The organism is Zhongshania aquatica (assembly GCF_027257955.1).
Lineage (GTDB): Bacteria > Pseudomonadota > Gammaproteobacteria > Pseudomonadales > Spongiibacteraceae > Spongiibacter > Spongiibacter aquatica.
Genome location: NZ_JANZNQ010000008.1, coordinates 194,354 through 215,422, shown reverse-complemented (window position 1 = coordinate 215,422; position 21,069 = coordinate 194,354). Strand labels below are relative to the sequence as shown.

The window sequence follows — 21,069 nt, the reverse complement described above, 5'->3', positions numbered from 1 at the left end:
AAGAGCGAGTCGCTACTGACGGGATAATTCTGAGTGATGCCCAGGTTGCAGCCCTTGAAAAGAAGAAACATGATGACGAAGCATGCGGGGAAATTGAAACCCATCATCCCGGCTATCTTGGCTCTCAGGACACCTTCTACGTGGGCAATCTCAAGGGTGTTGGTCGGATTTACCAGCAGACATTTGTCGACACCTACAGCAAAGTCGCCTTCTGTAAATTGTACACGACGAAGACACCAATAACGGCAGCCGACGCACTCAACGACCGGGTATTACCGTTCTTCGAACAACATGAATTACCGATGTTGCGGATATTGACGGATCGTGGAACGGAGTATTGTGGTCGTGTTGAGCAGCATGATTATCAGCTGTATTTGGCGATCAATGACATTGATCATACGAAGACGAAAGCAATGCATCCGCAAACCAACGGGATCTGCGAGCGCTTCCACAAGACCATTCTACAAGAGTTCTATCAGATCACCTTCCGCAAGAAACTGTATGCCGACATTAACGAGCTACAAAAAGATCTGGACGAATGGATTAAATATTACAACAATGAGCGAACTCATCAGGGCAAGATGTGCTGCGGCAGAACGCCAATGGCAACTTTACTTGATGGTAAAACGATCTGGGCTGAGAAGAATTTAGCTCAGATCTAAACTGGCAGACACCGGCAAAAAAACGGGTAACTGTCAGATCAAGTCTGAGCTACTACACATAATTCAGGCATCACCAGTCGAGCTGAACACAATTACTGCAATCGCAATAAAGGCGACTGCAAGCTCGTGGTTGTTGCGTATAATCCCTTCTTTCCGTCTACCTACCACTACCCCTCCATACTTCTTAAGATACACTCCGCCACGGTAAGGATCTGGGAATGGGTCAATTCGAATTGCCCCTACAGCGCCTGCTGGCTCGAATTCCCTATCAATAAGAAACCCGTGAACACGCAAAATATCCTTAATATCAGGATCATCTCCTTTTGCCACACCAAGACACGCCTCACTTGATAGCTGAAGCTGATTGAGGACATACTTCACGAAAGCACAACTTTCGCTTGTCACGAAGAGTAAATGGCGACGCTCACCAACAAACTCATGTATTCTTTCGATTTCATATTGCGGAAACTGCTCATTATCGATAACGAAATTGCGGCCCTTAGAAAAATTGATAAGCCTGTTCCATGCAGATTCTTGAATATAGTGCAAAAGGGCATTAGGCATTTCCCTACCGATAAACCAATCCTTTTCATCATGATCATCACCCGCGCTCCAATCACTCTGGCGGCGCTTAAATCTCATTTTATTAGTTGTTTTACTAATAACGTCTTCTAAATTGGCGCGGAGCGCTGGCTCCAACCCAGCTAATTCACCTGCTTTTGCATAACTCCGTCCTTGCGAAACTAATCTCAGCGTCTTAAGCACACGTTCCAACGAGGGCACCGGATAATCCAATGGGGATTGATCAAGCATGGCGATCATCGGCCTAGACTCTTCTAGGTCACCCGTATTAAGGGCGCCACTAACCTCCAAGCAACGCTCACTTACCACCGGTGTCAACGCATCACACCACTCCGTCATTAAGTGGTTATAGTTCTTAAGCCCACTACTTGGCCCTGAATGCCCCATTAGACGCGGCACCGCCATACCTATTCGCCGAGTTAGATCACTTCGAGGTCCCAATATATTCTCTCGGATTTGCGGTGCATTGAGGTTCTTACTTAATCGAGAATGCAACAAAGACTCGGCAGGGCAAAGCACCGCAAATAACGTATTGTAAAACGCATGCCGGCAATGATGGAGGACTAAATGAGAGGTTCCAGTGACCTGGCGCAGCAGCTTGATCAACGCCTTCGGAATATTACTGTGCTTACTTGTTAATTGCGGCCTGCCATCAATAGTTTCATTAAGTAGATACTCGTTTTTCCCCTCACCAGCTGTGGCGTCATAATGAGCAAGCATCATTTCAATCAATTGTATTTCAATATCATCCAATTGAAATAAGAGTGGTACCGCGCGACGGCTCATATAGCTTTTTAGGCGACGCTTTCTATTGTTCTCGACAAGCACCCATATTTGACCGCCGGACTCACACCAATTTTTTCTTCGCAGAAACCGGGCCTCCTTACTTCGAAGACCAAAACGAAAACTTAAGAGTAGAACAAAGCCAAGGAACAAGTGATCAGTTTGTTGCCAATTACTACTCCCTTGAAGGTGCCGCAAGACGGCCAAGTAGTCCGTTTCTGAAACTAGGCCAGCCCTAACGTGGCGCGAAGAACCCCCTAGATCGAGTTCTGACCAGTCAGGCTCCTCTAGGCCATATTGAGCAACCCAACCATGAAAGACTTGAAGTAAATCCCCGAAATATTTTAAATCTTTCTTATTTTCTTTCGCATCTTCAAGCAATTCTTCATAGCAATCCGTTAGCTCTTCACTCTCCAGCGCCGTCAGGTCAGTGTTATACAAAATACCTGCAAATGGCCCGCGTAAAGTACTGAAGTAAGTTGTGATGGTGTCAATCGCGTAGGGCGAAAAGTTCTTACCTCGCCCTTTTCCCGATCGTAGTTTTCCGCCAATCCAATAGCCCAGTTGCAGGACCGCATTAGACACATCATTTTTGCGCTTCTCTGATATTGCGGTGATAGCGATAACTGTCGCTTTTGCCGACCTTAGATTTGGCTCATATTTTTTGAGTTCATTGTAAATTTCTTGCAAGTAGGAGTTAGCGTTATTCTGGAGTTGTACTTTATCTAGGTCTGCGGCATTTCCCTCAATTTCTGGGATCTCTGCCGCGAACACATCATCTTCCTCGCTTTTTGTTTTGGGGAGCTTTACATATCGCCCCTCAACAATACGCAATATGTCTTGTATTGGGGCTGAGGTCGGTGGATGACGCTCACTGAGCGCACCAGCAACTGCGCTGGGCATTGCAATTAAGTTATATTGACCGATAGTGGCGCAGAGACTTCCCGTCAATGCCTTCAGATCACGAGCATGGACATCAGCTCCAATGAAATTGCCAACGGGGAGTGATTTCAGCGCATCGTGCGGAGAATCCTCCAATATCTTTTCTTTGCCACTATGCCCAATTCCTTTCTGGAGCAGACTAGCAAGCTTATAGTTCACCTCATGACGCTGAACGGGCGCTTTAAGATCATCAAGTTCTAACGTCTCGTTGTACTCAACAAAATATCGATCCCCATGCTGCACCACCCTATAATGCCTGCCAGACGCGACATCCTGAACGAGCTGACGGTAGCTAATGCGCTTTACGATACTCAAAACAACCGCACCAAGAGATGCGGCCCCGATCTTCGACATCCGGTTTTGGCTGCTCGCACTCAGCACCTCACTCGCCCACGTGTCTAGTCCGGGTACTGTTTTTAGCGCAGGAATTACCCCTTCACTTATGTAGGATTTCTCGGGCTGCATTTCTGCAATAGTCTTTGTGATAACTCGCTTGTTTGGATCGCCTTCTTTACGGATTTTGCGATTTAGGATCTCAAGCCGTATTGCAGCATACGGTGCTGGCACACTACGGTCATTGAACAGCATCTTCTTTGCAAGCCGTTCAATTTCAGTTTTATCCAGATCCGCTATTTTCCTATTCCTTAGGAAAAGATTGATATCGCGGTGAGCCTCACTAATCGCCTTTTTCCGATTTTTCGCACGCTCTTCTTTACGGAACCTTATGCCGAATTTTTGCGTTCGTAGCGGGTTAAACTGGTTTTTCACACCGAGGCTCGGTAATACTGGGAGCGGGAATGACGTCGGTAAATCTAACTCGTTATACACATTGTTAATCGCTTCGCTATATTCACTGACATCATCGATCCAGCACCGAGGCGAGGAATCGGAGTATGTCGAGGCACCGCGCTCGGAGTGCCCAGTCCACGCATCCACCACCTCAGGATGCACGCCAGCTCGCGGCAGTACCTGTTCATAGCGGTGACGAAGCTGATTAACCCGCAACTCCCACTCAACAAATGGTAACCCAGGAAGCTGGTTGTTTGTGACCGATAACGAATGCCAGTTCAATTCTGCATCAAGCAAGAAGAAAAGAGGCATGCTTGCAGGCTTTCCTTCTATCAAGCATACCAACTCCTTTGAAAGCGCTGGTGCAATAGTGCTCAGCTGCTCCGCTAGCCACTTAAGATAATCAATGTATTGAGCGACTAGTCGGCACACTCCTTCGGGTAAGGGTGTAAGGCGACCGTTATGCAACACACCGTCAGACTTGTCGTCGATATAGACGTACCGCCCCTCCAGATCAAAGTACGAAAGTGACTCAAATGGATCTTGGGTATGGCGGCATCCAGTTGCAGCATAGAGCGCCACCACACAGAATGTCGCAATGCGATTATGACCCGCAACAAAATCTAGCCCCGGGGTTTCAAAAAGTTTGGATTTGATTTGATCTATCCAGCTATCGAGATAAGCGGCCTCCATGACTAGACGACTGCCCATTACATTGATTTGATCTGCCAATGGCCCTGAAGAGAGAACAGGTCGCGCTATCGCTTTTTTAACATCGCCAGCGCTCCAATACCCATAGGCGCATGATGCGGGCAGACCACTATTAGGCTCCGCCATTAGTAGTCGTGTTAAGTTATGATCTCCACTTCGGTCGTATGCAGCTTGAGCAGCCCACTTACCTGGCATGGTGGTCAGTACACGGGATATATCATCGCTACGCTCTCGGTGAAACCACGTCTCCATTTTTTCGTCGCTAACAGATCTCCACAGAGCATGAAGCGTTTTAGGATTGCCTTCCGCTTTTTCTCTGACTGCCCTCAAGACGCGACTAATACCTGGAGCAATCTCGATAGTCAGTACCTTTTGAAAGGGTCTTACCAGATTAACCTGCTTTGCATTCGGTTCCCATGATGAGCGGCGCCGAGGTGCAAGGCGATGCACCGCAGTGAGATCTTCGTTCAATGACCACTCAAAGCCCACGGACTCAGTAACCTGAAACGCGAGCGTGAAATAAAAGGATCTTGAGCACATTGCTGAGAGACCAACAATAGCCGCGCCTAAACTTCGCTCCGCGCTCACTGATTCGAGCCCTGCCTCGATCCAGCACTCCAAGGCTGCGCGCTCAGGCGGCAATACGCCCGTCAACGACCACGGCAAATAATTAGCCTCTTCCTGCGAGAGCAGATGAAAGGTCTTTACCGAAATGGCGTGCTCTGCGGCGGTATCTGTAGGATCAACATCGAGAACAAACGCCGGCTCACTATCTGTACTCGAACCCTCGTGCTCGGTGTCATCCACATCTAAGGAGATGAACCCTTGTCCATCTACATTAAACAAGGGTGGTGCAATTTCGATCTCTGCCTCTTTACTACTCGCTAGCGAAGCAATTTGATCAAGACCGGCAATTCGCGACGCCTGGTGAGAGCGAATAGGATCATATTCGCCGTCAGCTAACTTACCTAGCGCATTGAAAAACCCTGATGCACTTCGGCGAACCTCAGCCTCTAGACTCCCCCGAGCGGCAGCGATGGCAACGGCATCGGAAAATTGGCGATATGTGACCCTGAACCCTCGTGTAGATTGATGCAACTGATCCAGCAGGGCACAAATTACCGGCCATCCTCCTTCATCTCTTGGCTGCGAAAGAAATCTGGCAACAGTACTGATGAGAGCATCTCTCGCTTGTCCTTTGCCGGCTAGACGCTCAGCCGCTTGCAATATCAGCCAAACCTTCAGCCGTTGATGGTTAATCACAGCTTCTTGTGGGTAGCGACAGTGGGTAAAATTGGGGCTTGAGGTAAGTAATAGGAATAGTAAAAACGAACGATCTTTTTTATCACGCAGGACCTTGGCAATTTTTTTGTTACTACCGCTGATCGTTATTTCCGTGTGAGTTGCGTATATATCGGAAGCAATGAAGGCATGAGAAAATTCTGAGAGCCGTTGAGCTATTTGACTACCAGCCCACTCTGCGATTACCTGTTGAGATTCTTCCTTTACGATCTCCGTGGCCAAGTTGGCGATAGCTACGGTATGATGATCAAGACCTAAGATGTGGTAAGTGAGCAACAATTCCGGCTGGAAGTTTTCCGCCCTAGCCCACTCCTCAATAGCAGAAAAGCTTTCACCGAGCCCGAAGGTCGTCTCATCCATGGCGTTTGCCGTGCCACTCGCGCCCATCAAGAACAACCTCAATTGTGGTTAAGTGTTCTCAGATTAAAACGCAAAATATGGAAAATCGCTACTAATACGCCTTTTTATGCCAATTAATGCCACCTAAGTATACTGTAGGTATATTAATAGGCTAATTCTCATAACCGAATCCTGCCCCCGCTACCACATTAAAGAACGGCAAATCAGTTACTCACTGGCTTGCCGTTTTTTTTCGTCTGTTGGTTTTGATAGCTTGTGACGCTCTGTGACGCTCTGTGACGCTCTGTGACGCTCTGTGACGCTCTGTGACGGTTTTGGAAATTGAGCGACTTAAGGCGGGTTCATAAATGACCTTCAGGCAACCGCCAGTTCCATGTCGAGGGCTTAAAATCCAATGAATCACCTAGCAGTCGCAACATATACGCCGCGATGGCATCGCTATTCAATAATAGACGGTGCTTGCGCGTTGCTGTTTAAATGGTTTATTAGCTCAGCCGTTCGGGCTGGATATACTGTCAGGCTCCACCATCGTGCTGCCATGGGAGAGATTATTGCGCAGCCCGGAAACAATGCCGATATAGTTGTGAACACCTAGGTTTCGAGTTAAACCATCTTGCATGTCGTCAATAGTGATCGGACGATCTGGTTCTTCCGGTACTTGACCTACCGCCGGCAATTTATGTGCAGAGCGCTTGCGCTCTTTTCGGGTACCTGCTTTGGTAAGATCGTCCGACCGATCTCCGAAGTAGGTCCTATCCAGCAGCCCAGCGTAGTAAACGGCCAACCCAATGGGTGTCTGGACTTCCCCGAGTAAAGTAGACAACTTAGCGCTATTCTGTCGCCGAAGTAGTAGAGCGTTTAGGGTGCTCTGCCCACAGCCTTTATAAGTGGGTTAACGCTGTCAAACCGGGTCAATCAGAAGTCCACGCCAATGAGCTTCGAGAAGCCAGAGCTGAAGTCCTTAAGTTGCGCGCCCAGCTCCGCCGTACTTAAGAGAGTTTCCGCGCCGATCAATCGCGTGAATCGACTAGCATGAAGGGCGGCGTATGCCGGAGTTTAAGTCCATCTAGCAGACTCTACAATTTTTGAGGGATTATGCGGCGATTTCAAGTGTATTCAATCTTGGTCGTCATTTGATTCGAGCTGAAACGTTTCGTCATCTCGGGGGCGTTTGCAGAATAGAGAAGAGCGGTTGCTTAGCTTAGGTTGGCGCGGAGTCATGTTTTGCTATTCAGAAAGTGAACTAGTCAGTGTCTTTATTTTCTACTTCTAAGAAATACTAATCAGTTCTGTCACAGGGCTTTTGTGACCTTTCGGGATCACATTTTTATACAGTGTGATAAGTTTCGTTTGAATCTCCGATTTTCGTGATCTAAGTGTGATTATCAATTGCTATACGCATCAGTTACGCTGAGCGCTTTTCTCAATAGTGAGAATTTTCGGTGGTAATCTCCTAAATGGGACTCGCAGGTGTAAACCAATTTCAGTGCGGGGCGGGGGAAGTAAAAAAGGGCTCATAAAGAGCCCAAGTCTAGCTGAGACCGAATTCTTTAGAAGTGATAACCTAATTCAATTCCGTAGGTTATTGGTGCACCTACCGATCCACGAATACCTGCTGGGTTAGCATTTATATCGTCATAGTAATTATCTTCATCCAACAAATTCTTACCCCAAATCGTAAATTGCCATTTATCATCTGAAGTGTAGTAACTTGCCCTAGCGTTCAAAATACCGTACGCATCCTGTTCTAGGGCGCTTGTAGAAGTGTCTGCAATAAAATCGTATTTATACGAACTTTTATAGGAATAGGTAACTGAAACAGGCGCTCTACCCGAGCTAACTGGAATATCGTAACTAATAGTCATGTAGCCTGAAAAATCCGGTGCTCTAAGTAGCTCATGTCCAGATGCATCGTAAGCTACTGCAGACATTCCGGGATCAGAATTGTTGTTGAGTACGCCATTATACATCTGTGCGGAGGCGATAAAATCTTGATACTCGGAATCCATAAAATTAAACGCACCATTTAGTGTCCAGTACTCCCCCACGAGTAAAGTGAATTCCAGATCCAATCCTAACACCTCCGCATTGGCGGCATTTCGCGTAATATTTGCCTGCACGCCTGAGCTGGGGTCTGTCGTATTTGCCGTTACTTGCAAATCCTGATAATCGTAATAATAAAGGCTACCATTTAAACGAAAACGGTTATCCATAAGCTCAGTTTTCCAGCCAAACTCGTACATATCCAAAAGCTCGGGATCGACTGGGGGCTCTGGCTCACCGGTAATTGGATTAATAGTACTTGCCGTATAATTATATCCACCGCTCTTAAAGCCACGGGCAAAGGTGAAATAAACCATACCTTCATCCTCAAGTGTGTATTGTAAGGTTGCTTTGGGGGTGAATTCGGTCCAGTCCTGTTTATCGGAATATTCAGGAGTAACTGTCACTGCAACATATTTAGATTTTCGTACAATAGCCTTCTTCTCCTCATAGTTGTAGCGGCCGCCTAATGTTAATGACCAGCTATCATCTAGATGGTAGGTTGTCTGGCCAAAGGCAGCATAGGCTAGCGTTTCCGCATTCTGATAGCCTTGCGATACGTATGAAGGGCCCCCCGCAACGGCGGCTGTGTCGCTGCGGTCAACTAAGCCCTCAAATGAACTCTCTTGCTCATAATAGTAAAGCCCAGCTACCCAATCCCAGCTCTCATTCATAATGGATAGCCATTGAAGTTCTTGCGAGAAACTTTCCGTCTCCTGTGGAATGCCAAAAAACTCTAACGCCCGTGCACTCGTTCCGTCCAGCTCTAATGAACCATTCTGCTCAAAATCCCAATAGGTCGTAATCGAGGAGAAGTCTACTGTTTCACCACTAATATTAATTCGTAAGGCCGCGTCGCTAGTTTCGGTTTTTGTTTTATCACTAATTGACGTCCCCACTTTCCCTTGAGAGGTTCCGGTTACTCCACCAAGAGATAGCCCAAGACTATATTCAGGCGGCCCTAATACGATTAGATCAGAAGAGTTCGTGTCATCTTGGTCTGTCATGCCTAAACTTAACGTCGTATCTATAGTATCAGTAATCCGCCACGCTGCTTTTACTCGATACGCACTAAAATCACCGTCATCTAGTTCACTCAGGCCCTCTGTTGAAATGTTGTCAGCGTAGCCGTCACGCCCGCTAGTCAGCGCAGATAGACGAACACCAAAGGAATCAGATAATGGTACGCTAACGGTTCCGGAAAACTTGCGAGTATTATAGTTTCCTAGCGTAGCACTAAGTTTTCCATTCAGTTCGTCGTCAACTCCCTTGGTCACAATTCGAATTGCACCGCCTGATGCATTCCGACCATAAAGCGTACCCTGTGGGCCCTTCAATACTTCAATTCGCTCAACATCTGCGAACTCAAAAAGTCCAGCTTGGGCAACGCCGATATATTGATCATCCATATAAATTGCGACACTAGGATCTAGCCCCGCCAGCGCCAGTCGATTGCCTATACCGCGCAAATACATTTGGGATGCTGGTCCGGTAGTAGATACCACAAATCCGGGAGTTACTAGTTGTAGGTCAAGGGTGTCTCCTATTCCAGCCTCGTCAAGAGCCTCACCACCTAATGCCTGTACCGCAATAGGAACTTCTTGTAATGATTCTGATCTCTTTTGTGCAGTCACTATCACCTCTTCTAGAGTTGCAGCGAAAACAGATTTATGGGTAATTATGCCAATAACGCATATAAATATACTTCTCTTAAAATTCATTTTTTATTATCTCCTAAAAAATATAAAATTATTTATCTACATATTTACTAAAATATTTAGTAGTGATCAGCGTAATTGGATCCGTCAATTGATTGACTGTAATTTTTTTTTGTATAGGGGAGCATGGAATTAGCCCAGTGCTCTGCTTGCTTCTTCATGTTCTGAAATCGCGCTGGAAACCGTTTGCTCAGGTTTGCTCTTTCCCTTTCATCTTCCCCCAAGTTGAAAAGGAATTCGTTGCCACCGATAGTTAGGTACTTCCAGTCTCCATCGCGCATCGCAAGTTGATTGTTGGCATTGTGCCTCCAGAATAGCGTCCTAGGCTTAATAGGTTCTTTCCCCAAAATCACATTGAGCAAATTTTCACCATCACTAGGATAGTTACTATCCGGAGATACAGACGCAGCGTGGAGGAGAGTGGGCATCAAATCCATTAGGCTGATAACTTGATCGGATTCAGAGTGAGCTGCAATTTGACTTGGCCATCTGACTAAGAGGGGAACGCGAATACCACCTTCAAGTAGCTCGCCTTTCATTCCGATTAAAGGCCAGGTATCGGAAAACCGTTCGCCACCGTTATCGCTTGAAAAAATGACGATAGTATTATCTGATAGATTGAGTTGTTTTAGTTTTTCTAGAAGCCTACCTATAGATTGATCCATACTTTCAACCATAGCAGCGTAGGTCTTTAAATTGCCGCCGTCAAAATGCTGCGGATTACTAATGGTTTTAGCTATAGCGTGATCTTCTGGTCCCTCCCAAGGCCAATGCGGAGCAGTAAAATGCAAGCTCATCAAAAACGGACGAGAGTCTTGCACCGCCTCGTCAAGCTCATTTGATGCGTACTGCTCCAAAAGCGTTGTCAAGTAGCCGATTTCTTGCGATGGCTTATCATTACGATATAGCTGACCAAGTTCCTTACCAAGTAATGTGAGTCGGTGATTAAAGTAGTCGGTACCACCAGCATGTATTCCGTAAAAATGTTCATAGCCTGATTTCAGTGGGCTATATTCGGGTAATTCGCCTAAATGCCATTTTCCAACTAAGGTCGTACGATATCCCGCGTTGTTGAGAAGAGAGGGTAGTGTTGGATGAGACGGGCTCAGCCCGATATGATTCAGCGCGATGGGCTCATCTAAACCGGCAGCAAGCCGTCCAGGATATCGCCCTGTGATTAAAGCTAGTCGGCTTGGGGAGCAAACGCTGGAATTGGCGTAGGCTTGCGATAGCTTTAGACCTTCCTTCGACAATTTATCAATATTCGGAGTTTGGATGCTTTTTGATCCGTAACACCCTAGGTCGGCAAACCCCATATCATCCGCCAAAATATAAATAATATTAGGACGAGAATCCTTAGCTGATGCAAAGGAGTTTTTGAAATAAAATGCTCCGGTAGCCGCCGCAGCAAATTCCAGAAAAGTACGACGCTTTATACCTCGTGACATTGATAGTCCCCTTTCTTTATAGTTCTAATTACTCAGGGGATTAAACTAAAATATCGTACCGTAGTCTTGGTAATATGCGAACTCAATATGGCTATTAGCGAATGTTAGAGAAAATAGTCCAGACAGTTAACGTCCTATAATTTGATGTCTGCTTTCACTGTGGTTAGCGAAGCCATTGTTCGCTCGCGGTTAATTATTGAACAAGATCAACGTCTAAGTTGTCTTCTATATTGAGACGCAGAAACACCAAACTTCTCCTTAAATGAGCGACAAAATTGACTGTAGTCGCTATATCCAATTCCATAGATAATATCCGAAATTGATTGATTGGAGATGGCTAACGTAGAGGCAATTGCATTTAGTCTTAACGTTCGAATAAATTGTGTCGGTGTTGTGCGCATGTCAGAGAAAACTAGTTGTATGCAACGTTGACTAACACCGCAATGATTGGCAATGCTTGAAGTAGATAAATAGGGATCATTTAGATTGTTTTTTATATAACTGATAACGTCAAAGGAGAAGCGCGTTCGATTGTTAATATCTTCCTTCGAAGATTTGACCGCATCATACAGCGCCAAATCGACCATATCCAATAATAATCGTCCGCCTCTTTCGGGGGAAATATCATCCCCATGCCAAATGCGTTCTACTAAACACTTTAAAACATTACCGCTACCCACTTGGAGGTTTATTTTTCTGCCCACGGCTTGCTCTAGCAGCGAACTACAAGTGAACATATCCTCCTCACGAATACAAATCATAGATATATATTTATTGTCGGTTGGTATGTCGCAAGAAAATGGCTTTGTAAGATCCACCAATACAAAGCTATCATCATCAACAATATTTGAGTTTCTGTAGAATGTATACTTTGCTCGACATTTCTTGGTATGTACTAGTAGAAACCGAAATTTATTCGTGCTTTTAGAGTTCGCTGTAATAGATGTGCTCAACGTTGCTGCATCGCCCTCGACGATAGATAGAGAAGATGTGCCGAAACTTCGTGATGTAAATGAGGCAACAAATTCTTTCCGAGCATCAATAACACAGTTTCCTAACCGCTCGCCCACCAAATTATTCCACGCGTCTAAGCGATTAGATGGAATAATATTCCGTGTAGTAAAGTAATTAACGTCATTCATTATTAGTATACCAAGTGCACTAAACGTTTTAGTTTATGAAGAAAAAATCGTGAATAATCCTCCCTAGATATCGTTTATTGAAATTCAGAGTTAAAAAATTGATCACAGCATAACCATTTGCGTTCAACTACAGTAAGTCAATATACCAAAATGTCGTTAACATATTCGGTCTTATTATATCTTGATAGCGACACTATAATCTGCCATCCACATCAATAAACTCATTTCTGTCAAGCCTATCCATCGACCCCAAGATTGGGCGTCATGTTAATGACGCAATGAAATAACAAGAGATTTTAGGAAAATATTTTCTGTAATATCAGCAGTGTTAGGCAATTAATCGCCACGATTCTACTACCTTGGTGACTATATTCTTCAGGGTGATATAGTGACATTTTAATAAGCGTGTGCATAATCGTAAGTCTCTTTCATAAATATGAAATTTTTGATTTTCACACTTTATTAGCGGTTAACTTCCTGTCATTTATTTCCGACGTTCTCACTGCACTTGCTGCCGTTCCACCAATACCCCAATACTGAGGAGGGACTGGTCGGCATGAACCCCTTACAAGCGACTTCTCTTCACCCAAAATGTCAGCAACAAGAGATGTAAACCCATCGAGCAATGCGTGGCATTGATCTAAGGGGCGCCCTTCAAGGACAATGAAATCAAAATAGCTTGCGGATTGTCCTCCTAGGCTCCTAGGATTTCCTGCGACGGACATGCCATGCGCGGGGTACTGATTAATAAATACTCTAACTCGCTCTATCGGCGAGCTCAAAATGTCGCTGTAAAGTAAGCTCGCTTTAGAGGAAAGCTCTTCACACTGTGTTTTAGTGTATTCGTCAGATATATGAAAATGAACGACTGGCATCTTTTGAACCTCATCTAGTTTTCGTTATTTCAAGGCAAGCCACGTCTGCGACCGGCGTCTAAAAATAAAGTACTACCGGCCATCGAGTTGGCTTCAGGTGCGAGTAGCATTTTCACAGCCCACGCCACTTCCTCTAATTTCGTGAAACTATTGATCGCAGATTCTGACTTCATATTCGCCATAACCTGATCTTGGCTAATACCTTCACGCTCTGCTCGCGCACTTGCTACACGCATCAAGCGCTCGGTGTCGGCCGGGCCGGGTGCAACCAAATGAGCAGTGATGCCACGACTGCCATAGGCCCAAGAATACTGACGAATCAGATTGGCCAGCGCTGCATTTGCAACACCTGCGGTTGCGGCGTATGCGGTGGGTTCAAAGCCGTAATGACCACCGATGGCTACAATTCGCGACTCCTTCACCAAGTAAGGATCTACACTACGTACTAAGCGCATGAGTCCAGCTACTTTAATATTGACAGCATCACTTATTGAATCGGTCGGCGCCACCATCACCCCACCTGCCGTCGCGACCCCCGGCCCGTGAACTACCATTCTCACATCGTTATCGATAGTTGATGATATTGCTGCTATAGATTCATCCGAGGCGATATCGCATATACAAGGAACAATAAATTCACTTTCATTCACCAGCGCGCTTACGGCGCCCTCGCTCCGGGCGACTGCAATTACCTTAAGACCAGCCTGCACAAGGCCGCGTACGATATGTTTACCCATATCTCCTGTTGCACCAACTACAACAGCAATTTCCCGTTTACTCATAATTTTTCCATGATGGTTAGTAATGTGTCAGTGATTAAACCTATCTAGCCAAGTAGCCGAATCTGTGACCTATCTTGGGTGGTACTTTTCGTAAGGGACGAATAATTAGGTCACTTTCTGGCATTGTCTTACAGGCTAGACAGTACCCATCTTTTTTTTCCGCGTCGGTGACGTGAACTTTACTCATCACGCCGGTAGCATAGCGCCCACTTAGCACCTGAATCTTGCAGACGCCACAGCCACCGCTATAACAACCCGCTGTAATGTCATCGCCATGGGTCGGCATTAACGCTGATAGGACACTAGTGCCGCTTCGGGTAGCGAATTTTTTTTCCGAATCATGAATTCGTATAATGAAATCGCAATTTTTCATTTGCGCCACGAAGGCCGACTCCGATTTGTAAACAATTAGGTATACGTGCCTAGAAAACTCTCGGGCACCCGAAGTGACTGAGAAAAGGCCGCGTGCGCGAGATTGTCTATAGTCCATGTCAATAGCGGGCTGTCAGGGTAGTAAAGATATCCATCAACAAAAACTTCATTGCGGTTGCCCGACGGGTCAAAGTAGTAAACGGTTTTTACTTGGGTCACACCGTGGCGATCATTCATTTCCACTGGAATACTGTATTTTCCAATTAGGTCCGCAGCATGAACATGGTCTTGAGTGTTTTCTAAACGAAATGAGGCGTGATGCAATAGGCCGGGTTCTGGATTTTCGCCAAAAGCGATATCATGCGCACGAGAAGAGCAGCTAACAAACATAAGGAGTTCATTTCCGTCTGGGTCGCAAACCCTTTCGGTAAAGTTAAAATCAAAAACCTCGGTAAACAGTTTTAGATTCTGTTTTGCATTAGGCCCCACAATGAAACAATGGTCCAAGCCGTTAATCCGAAAGCCACGAACTATGCCTTCATCAGGAAGAACACCAGGATTTAGCGTTCCCATTGAGTTCCCAACCTGGACTTTCTCAGCATATAAATGCATTTCATGGCCAGTGGGCAGGGTAAATTTCAGTCGGCGGCCGCTCTTTGGATAAATGCCAGCTTCGATTTTTTCCACCGCAATCCCAAAATCGATAATTCCCTTTTCGAGCTCATCTAATGTTGCGTCGTTATACACTTTGAATGCTAAGTGATCTAAGCCTGAAGAGTCAGACTCACGTAAAACAATACTGTGATGATCCTGCTCAGCCCAAGCCTTGTAGTACACTAATCCGTCGTCATCGGTCATCATTTCATGTAGCCCCATTCGGGTGCCATAATGTTGTTTAGCAGCCGCCATATCTAAGACTCTGATCTGCATTTCGCCTAATCTTAAAACTCCACGTACAGACATTTTATTTCTCCGCTATTTTTAATTATAAAAATTTAACGTTACTTAAACCGCCACATTTAGCCCACGATCTTTGAGCATGGTGAGCGCGGTGTCCTCGATCATATCCTCTTGACCACCAATCATTTTTTTACGGCCTAACTCCACTAAAATGTCACGGGAGGGAATACCATATTTTTTACCAATTCGATTGGCATGAAGTAGGAACGTCGAGTACACGCCGGCATACCCCATCGTTAGTGAGGATCGATCTACCCGAACAATGTGTTCCATCATTGGGAAAATAATATCTTCGGCCATATCCATCAGCTTGAACAGATCGCAGCCAGTAGCCAGCCCCATGCGCTCACAAACTGCGACAAATGACTCAATCGGTGTATTGCCCGCGCCCGCACCAAGCCCGCCGACCGAGCCATCGATACGGGTAGCGCCAGCCTGAATCGCCGCGATTGAGTTTGCGATCGACATGCCCATATTATTATGGCCGTGGAATCCAATCTCTGTATCGTCATCTAGCACGTCTTTAAGCGCAGTAACCCGTGATACCACATCTTCAGGTAGCATGTATCCCGCCGAATCTGTGATATAAACTGTTTGGGCTCCGTAGGACTCCATGAGCTTACCTTGCTCAGCTAATCCTTGCGGTGAGTTCAAATGCGCCATCATAAGAAAGCCGGTGGTATCCATACCTAGTTCCCGAGCACAGGCAATATGCTGCGGTGATGTATTGGCTTCTGTGCAATGAGTCGCAACATGAACGCTGCGCACGCCGTGAGAATATGCGGTACGCAATTCGTCCATTGTGCCCAGTCCAGGAATCAATAGTGTTGACATCGTGGCCTGCGTGATGACGTCGCCCACCGCGTCCCAGTATTCCTCGTTGCTGTGCAGGGCAAAGCCATGTTGCAATGAATTACCACCAAGACCACCGCCATGGGAAACCTGAAGCAATGCAACACCCGCATCATCTAAGGCTTTTGCAACCGTCGCCATTTGTTCAACTGAGATCTGCTCGCGTTTCGCGTGCATGCCATCCCGAAGACACATATCGTGAATCAATACACTTCGGCCCTCTCTGCTAATGATACTCATACAACTGCCTCCATGGATTTCAACTCCATTCGTCCTTCTAAAATTTCTTTGGCAAACATCTCTGCGGTACGGCAGCCTGCAGCCGTCATAATGTCGAGATTACCGGCGTAGGTAGGCAGGTAGTCACCCAAACCGGCTACCTCCATGAACACCGAAACCTTATTGCCGTCGAAGACCGGACCATTTACTAATTTATAGCCAGGCACGTATTTCTGTACCTCGGAGATCATCGCAAGCACGGAGGCTTTTATCTTTTCTTGGTCGGGCGCGTCGTCTGTGACGCAGTAGATGGTGTTGCGCATAATCATCGGTGGGTCGGCTGGGTTGATAATGGCGAGCGCTTTACCGCGTCTTGCACCACCCACCTTGCAAATTGCATTAGATGTGGTGTGGGTAAATTCATCTAGATTTGCGCGGGTGCCAGGCCCAATAGAAAGCGACGCTAAACTCGCAACGATTTCCGCGTAATCAACGCTTTGAACATTCACAACGGCGTTAACAATCGGAATAGTTGCCTGTCCGGCGCAGGAAATCATATTGACATTCATTGTGGCGCCAGCGAGCGCTTTAAGATTGACCGGCGGAACGCAGAGTGGGCCAATTGCCGCAGGCGTAAGGTCTATCATCAACACACCTAAGGCGTTTAATTTGCGACTATTTTCCGCGTGTACATAGGCAGACGTTGCATCAAACGCAATTTGTATGTCGTCTTCCTTTACGTGGGGCAATAACCCGTCAACGCCATCGGCGGTTACTTTTAGCCCCATTTCCGCTGCGCGACGAAGGCCTTCAGAGTCAGGATCGATCCCGACCATCCATGTTGGCTCTAAATACTCACTACGTTGAATTTTATAGATCAGGTCAGTGCCGATATTACCCGAACCTATCAATGCACATTTAATTTTTTTCATATGGAACTCCAGGCGTGGAATTTTCCAATCTCTCTGCTACGGTCATACCCGCAACAGAGAAATCATTTAAGCCCATTTCATGAATTAAAATTCGCACTGTGGTGGGAGAAACGTCTAGCACTTCGCTAACAGTTTCGCAGACCCGTCTGGCTAGCTCTCGCTTCAGACTTTCGGGTCGACCCTCAATAAGATTAAACTGAATTATTGGCATAGATTTTCTCCTGTTCGGTATTGGTTTTACCGATAATATTTCGCCGAGTTACCAACCCATGAAGTATGTTGGTTATTGCATTAAATTTTGTGATTTCACTAAACTATTTCAACGCGGTAATGTTAACCAACTGCGGATAGTGCTAGTTCAGACTACCCTCGCAACTTAATTTTTAAACGAAGCGGAATGACACGCTGCCCATATTCTGGAAGCGCGCATTGATTACATCGCCTTTCTGCACTGCGACGGCCGCGGTAATGCCGCCAGTTAAAATTAGCTGTCCTGCGGGCAGGCGAGCACCTCGGCTATGAAGATGCGCGGCTAACATAATGATGGAATTTGCAGGATGATCGAGAACCGCTGCACTGGCGCCAAGTTCCTCAATATCACCATTGCACTCTATCACTACGCCAATGCTGCAGAGATCCAGATTGCGAGGATCCATAGGCCGTCCGCCGGTAACGTAACGTGACGACGACCCGTTATCGGCGATAACGCTGATTAAATCGAACTTGAATTTTTCATAACGGGAGTCAATGATTTCTACTGCAGGAATAACGAAATCTGTCGCAGCCATCACGTCGTCAATGCTCAAGTGATCACCGCCTATCTCGCGCTTGAGCACAAATCCAATTTCTGCCTCAACTCGTGGATGGACGAGTTCGTCAATTTGAATTTTGCCGCTCTCTGGGCATGCCATTGCACTCGTTAAGAAGCCAAAACTCGGCTCATCAACACCCATTTGCAGCATTTTTGCCCTAGAGGTTAAACCAGCTTTCATTCCGGTTATACGGTCACCGCGTGCCACCCAGCGTCGACAAAGCTCATCTTGAATATCGTAGCTGTCAGCCATGGTCATACTGGGAAATTCGTCGGTTAGCTTGGTAATGGTAGTGGCGCTGTCTTGAGCCATTAGAACCCGTGAGGTCAGCGCATTAATCGTTTCTATATTCATCATCACTTAGTCCTCGAATTGTATTTCACAGCTACCCAAACCACCGACTGTGCAACGCAAGGTCTCACCGGGAATCGCTGGAACGAGGCTTGACTGGGAGCCCGACAGGATAATCTCACCCTTTTTAAATGGTAGGCCGAGCTTACCCAAGGTATTCGCAAGCCAAACAACGGCGTTTACCGGACCACCTTGAACAGCAGCGCCGCAAGCGTATTGCTCTAGCTTGCCATTGCGTTCTAACAACATTCCAGCAAGATTCAAATCTAGATCAGTGAGTTTGGCTCTGGTTTTACCTAGAACGAAAATTCCGCAAGACGCGTTGTCTGCGATGGTATCTTGGATCGAGATTTTCCAATCTTTAATGCGTGAATCGACGATTTCAAAACATGGCACTACATAGTCCGTGGCTCGAATAACGTCAATCGCAGTGATCCCTGGGCCGGCAAGATCTTCCTTTAATACAAACGCAACTTCGGCTTCTGCTTTAGGCTGTATCAAACCAGATAGTGACACTGGCTGCCCTTCATCCATCAGCATCGCGGAGGTTAGTTGGCCAAAATCGGGCTGATTCACCTTGATTAAATCTTGCATAGCTCTACTCGTTACGCCGATTTTTTTGCCGATAATGCGCTCGCCATTTGCAAGACGAAGACGAATCATCTCCTGCTGAATGGCGTAAGCATTTTCAATCGTTATACTTGGCTCGCGCTCAGTGAGTGGTAAGACTGTTTGTTGTGAAGAAAATGCGCTGTATAACTCTGCGCCATACTTAATTATCTTTTCCGAATTCATAATCTTCTTCTATAATTTAATGCAAATATTACGAGTTTCGGTGTAAAACTCTAAGGAATGCACGCCACCTTCGCGGCCAATGCCAGATTGCTTTGAGCCACCAAACGGCGTCCTGAGGTCACGCAGAAACCAACTATTTACCCACGTTATGCCTACTTCAATCTGCGCTGCGACCCTATGTGCACATGACAAATCGCTAGTCCAAATTGTGGTGGATAAGCCGTAGTCGGACGCATTTGCTAAAGCAACAGCCTCTGCCTCGGTGTCGAACGGTGCTATGTGGCAGCATGGACCGAATATTTCTTCTTGTACCACTGATGCAGTTTCAGGAAGTCCAGTCCAGATCGTTGGCTGTACCCATGCACCATTAGCCAAAGCTTCTGGCATTTCCGGTACGCCACCGCCGGTAACTAAATTTGCACCTTCGGCAATTGCCTTTTTGTAATACGACAATACCTTTTCTCGGTGACCTTGACTTATTAAAGGACCTAGCGTGGTGGTAGGATCTTCCGGATCACCAGCTTTTAATTGCTCTGCACGGATTGCCAAGGCCGCAACAAATTTTTCAAATAGGGGGCGTTCTACATAAATTCTCTCGGTGCCCAAACATACTTGGCCACAATTAAGAAATGCCGATCGCACAAAGCTATCTACCGCCTTATCAAAATCACAGTCGGCAAAAACCAGTCCCGCGTTTTTTCCGCCTAGTTCAAATGACACGTCTCGCATGCCATTCGCCGCTGCCTTCATGATTGCGGTGCCTGTTCCGGTTTCGCCAGTAAACGTAATTGCATCGACTTTTTGATGAGCGGTAAGAAAGGCACCTGCTGAGTTTTCGCCACCGCCATGAACGACGTTATAAACGCCTGCGGGCAGTCCGACAGTTTGCATAACTTCACCAAGTAGGGCTGCAGTTGCTGGTGTTTCCTCAGAGGGTTTAACCACCACGGTATTACCGCATGCTAAGGCTGGTGCGACTTTCCATGTCATGAGTAATAAGGGCGCATTCCAGGGGCAAACAACACCAATAACGCCTTTCGGTTTGCGTATCGCGTAATTCAATGCTCCCGCGCCATCAGGGGTGTCAGTCATAAATGATTCGCTAGGAACATTCTTAACTACATCGGCAAAGATACGGAAATTTGCAGCCGCTCGGGGAATAAAAGCGTGCTCCATCGTCGACCGCGGTTGGCCTGTGTCTGCCATTTCTGCCGTAACAAAATCATCAAATCGTCGAGTAATTTCGTCCGCAATGCTATTTAGCAACGCGACACGAGAATCTAAGCTCATTTTTCCCCATGGCCCGGCTAGGGCAGCTTCAGCAGCGTTAACAGCGTGGTCTACTTCTTGTTCCAGGCCTTCATAGACTCGTCCGATAACGTTACTGTCTGTGGGGCAAAGTTTGTCGAAATAATTTTCGCTAATGCAAAACTCGCCATTAATAAAATGTTTGAACTCTTTCATTGTAACCACTCTTACTGTTGTCCCAATACTCACTTCGATCATGCAAAATGAGGCCTAAACTTTTCCGTTATTAAATTTTACTAACTGCATTTTCGTAAAAATTAATATAGTAATTTCATCAAAACGGACATCGATAGCGCACCGAATATCCCTATTTACTAATTGATTCCAAA

The 21,069-nt window shown here is 46.2% G+C and carries 16 protein-coding genes and 1 pseudogene; 2 read left to right on the top strand and 15 right to left on the bottom strand.

Going from position 1 to position 21,069, the window contains the following annotated elements; genetic code table 11:
- The coding region (locus O9X78_RS10570; RefSeq protein ID WP_269619644.1) for an IS481 family transposase at positions 1-662 on the top strand (662 nt) is incomplete at its 5' end.
- Between the two features lie 63 nt (positions 663-725).
- Here the strand turns inward: O9X78_RS10570 and O9X78_RS10565 are convergent.
- Together O9X78_RS10565 and O9X78_RS10560 are read right to left on the bottom strand one after the other, a co-directional pair.
- Entirely contained in the window at positions 726-6,158 is a 5,433-nt protein-coding gene (locus tag O9X78_RS10565) for a site-specific integrase (RefSeq protein WP_269619643.1), read from the bottom strand.
- 463 nt (positions 6,159-6,621) lie between these two features.
- Entirely contained in the window at positions 6,622-6,807 is a 186-nt protein-coding gene (locus tag O9X78_RS10560; protein ID WP_269619642.1) for a hypothetical protein, read from the bottom strand.
- 155 nt (positions 6,808-6,962) lie between these two features.
- On the opposite strand from O9X78_RS10560, the pseudogene O9X78_RS10555 reads away from it, so the two are divergent.
- Positions 6,963-7,121, top strand: a pseudogene (locus O9X78_RS10555) (transposase); the annotation flags it as partial.
- Between the two features lie 560 nt (positions 7,122-7,681).
- On the opposite strand, the gene O9X78_RS10550 reads toward O9X78_RS10555, so the two are convergent.
- From O9X78_RS10550 to O9X78_RS10495, 13 genes are all read right to left on the bottom strand, one after another.
- Entirely contained in the window at positions 7,682-9,895 is a 2,214-nt protein-coding gene (locus O9X78_RS10550) for a TonB-dependent receptor (protein ID WP_269619641.1), read from the bottom strand.
- A 56-nt stretch (positions 9,896-9,951) separates the two neighbouring features.
- A complete protein-coding gene (locus O9X78_RS10545) occupies positions 9,952-11,340 on the bottom strand; it encodes a sulfatase family protein (protein ID WP_269619640.1) in 1,389 nt (462 codons plus the stop codon).
- Between the two features lie 206 nt (positions 11,341-11,546).
- A complete protein-coding gene (locus O9X78_RS10540; protein ID WP_269619639.1) occupies positions 11,547-12,482 on the bottom strand; it encodes a helix-turn-helix domain-containing protein in 936 nt (311 codons plus the stop codon).
- Between the two features lie 452 nt (positions 12,483-12,934).
- Complete coding sequence (locus O9X78_RS10535; RefSeq protein WP_269619638.1) at positions 12,935-13,357, bottom strand: tautomerase family protein; 423 nt, start codon at positions 13,355-13,357, stop codon at positions 12,935-12,937.
- A gap of 29 nt (positions 13,358-13,386) precedes the next feature.
- The gene (locus O9X78_RS10530; protein ID WP_269619637.1) at positions 13,387-14,139 is read right to left on the bottom strand and encodes an SDR family oxidoreductase; all 753 of its coding nucleotides are present in this window, start codon (positions 14,137-14,139) and stop codon (positions 13,387-13,389) included.
- Positions 14,140-14,179: 40 nt separating this feature from the next.
- Positions 14,180-14,512, bottom strand: a complete 333-nt coding sequence (locus O9X78_RS20925; protein WP_350339234.1) for a 2Fe-2S iron-sulfur cluster-binding protein — start codon at positions 14,510-14,512, stop codon at positions 14,180-14,182.
- Between the two features lie 35 nt (positions 14,513-14,547).
- Complete coding sequence (locus O9X78_RS10525; RefSeq protein WP_269619636.1) at positions 14,548-15,474, bottom strand: catechol 2,3-dioxygenase; 927 nt, start codon at positions 15,472-15,474, stop codon at positions 14,548-14,550.
- A gap of 42 nt (positions 15,475-15,516) precedes the next feature.
- A complete protein-coding gene (dmpG, locus tag O9X78_RS10520; RefSeq protein WP_435056055.1) occupies positions 15,517-16,563 on the bottom strand; it encodes a 4-hydroxy-2-oxovalerate aldolase in 1,047 nt (348 codons plus the stop codon).
- On the bottom strand, positions 16,560-17,474 hold the full coding sequence (locus O9X78_RS10515) for an acetaldehyde dehydrogenase (acetylating) (protein ID WP_269619635.1): 915 nt from the start codon (positions 17,472-17,474) through the stop codon (positions 16,560-16,562). The genes dmpG and O9X78_RS10515 overlap by 4 nt, the downstream gene beginning before the upstream one ends.
- Positions 17,461-17,706, bottom strand: a complete 246-nt coding sequence (locus O9X78_RS10510) for a tautomerase family protein (RefSeq protein ID WP_435056056.1) — start codon at positions 17,704-17,706, stop codon at positions 17,461-17,463. Before O9X78_RS10510 ends, O9X78_RS10515 begins: the two co-directional genes overlap by 14 nt.
- Positions 17,707-17,857: 151 nt before the next feature.
- Positions 17,858-18,643, bottom strand: coding sequence for a 2-oxo-3-hexenedioate decarboxylase (gene dmpH / locus O9X78_RS10505; protein ID WP_269619633.1), 786 nt, complete (start codon positions 18,641-18,643; stop codon positions 17,858-17,860).
- A 3-nt stretch (positions 18,644-18,646) separates the two neighbouring features.
- Positions 18,647-19,432, bottom strand: a complete 786-nt coding sequence (locus O9X78_RS10500) for a fumarylacetoacetate hydrolase family protein (RefSeq protein WP_269619632.1) — start codon at positions 19,430-19,432, stop codon at positions 18,647-18,649.
- Positions 19,433-19,441: 9 nt separating this feature from the next.
- The gene (locus tag O9X78_RS10495; RefSeq protein WP_269619631.1) at positions 19,442-20,896 is read right to left on the bottom strand and encodes a 2-hydroxymuconic semialdehyde dehydrogenase; all 1,455 of its coding nucleotides are present in this window, start codon (positions 20,894-20,896) and stop codon (positions 19,442-19,444) included.
- Positions 20,897-21,069: the final 173 nt, after the last annotated feature.

Bases quoted from the DNA above. Each gene is read 5' to 3' on its own strand.
- O9X78_RS10565 (WP_269619643.1), bottom strand. From the start codon at position 6,158: ATGGGCGCGAGTGGCACGGCAAACGCCATGGATGAGACGACCTTCGGG.
- O9X78_RS10545 (WP_269619640.1), bottom strand. From the start codon at position 11,340: ATGTCACGAGGTATAAAGCGTCGTACTTTTCTGGAATTTGCTGCGGCG.
- dmpG (WP_435056055.1), bottom strand. From the start codon at position 16,563: ATGAGTATCATTAGCAGAGAGGGCCGAAGTGTATTGATTCACGATATG.
- O9X78_RS10495 (WP_269619631.1), bottom strand. From the start codon at position 20,896: ATGAAAGAGTTCAAACATTTTATTAATGGCGAGTTTTGCATTAGCGAA.
- O9X78_RS10515 (WP_269619635.1), bottom strand. From the start codon at position 17,474: ATGAAAAAAATTAAATGTGCATTGATAGGTTCGGGTAATATCGGCACT.
- O9X78_RS10535 (WP_269619638.1), bottom strand. From the start codon at position 13,357: ATGCCAGTCGTTCATTTTCATATATCTGACGAATACACTAAAACACAG.
- dmpH (WP_269619633.1), bottom strand. From the start codon at position 18,643: ATGATGAATATAGAAACGATTAATGCGCTGACCTCACGGGTTCTAATG.
- O9X78_RS10525 (WP_269619636.1), bottom strand. From the start codon at position 15,474: ATGTCTGTACGTGGAGTTTTAAGATTAGGCGAAATGCAGATCAGAGTC.
- O9X78_RS10540 (WP_269619639.1), bottom strand. From the start codon at position 12,482: ATGAATGACGTTAATTACTTTACTACACGGAATATTATTCCATCTAAT.
- O9X78_RS20925 (WP_350339234.1), bottom strand. From the start codon at position 14,512: ATGAAAAATTGCGATTTCATTATACGAATTCATGATTCGGAAAAAAAA.
- O9X78_RS10530 (WP_269619637.1), bottom strand. From the start codon at position 14,139: ATGAGTAAACGGGAAATTGCTGTTGTAGTTGGTGCAACAGGAGATATG.
- O9X78_RS10500 (WP_269619632.1), bottom strand. From the start codon at position 19,432: ATGAATTCGGAAAAGATAATTAAGTATGGCGCAGAGTTATACAGCGCA.
- O9X78_RS10550 (WP_269619641.1), bottom strand. From the start codon at position 9,895: ATGAATTTTAAGAGAAGTATATTTATATGCGTTATTGGCATAATTACC.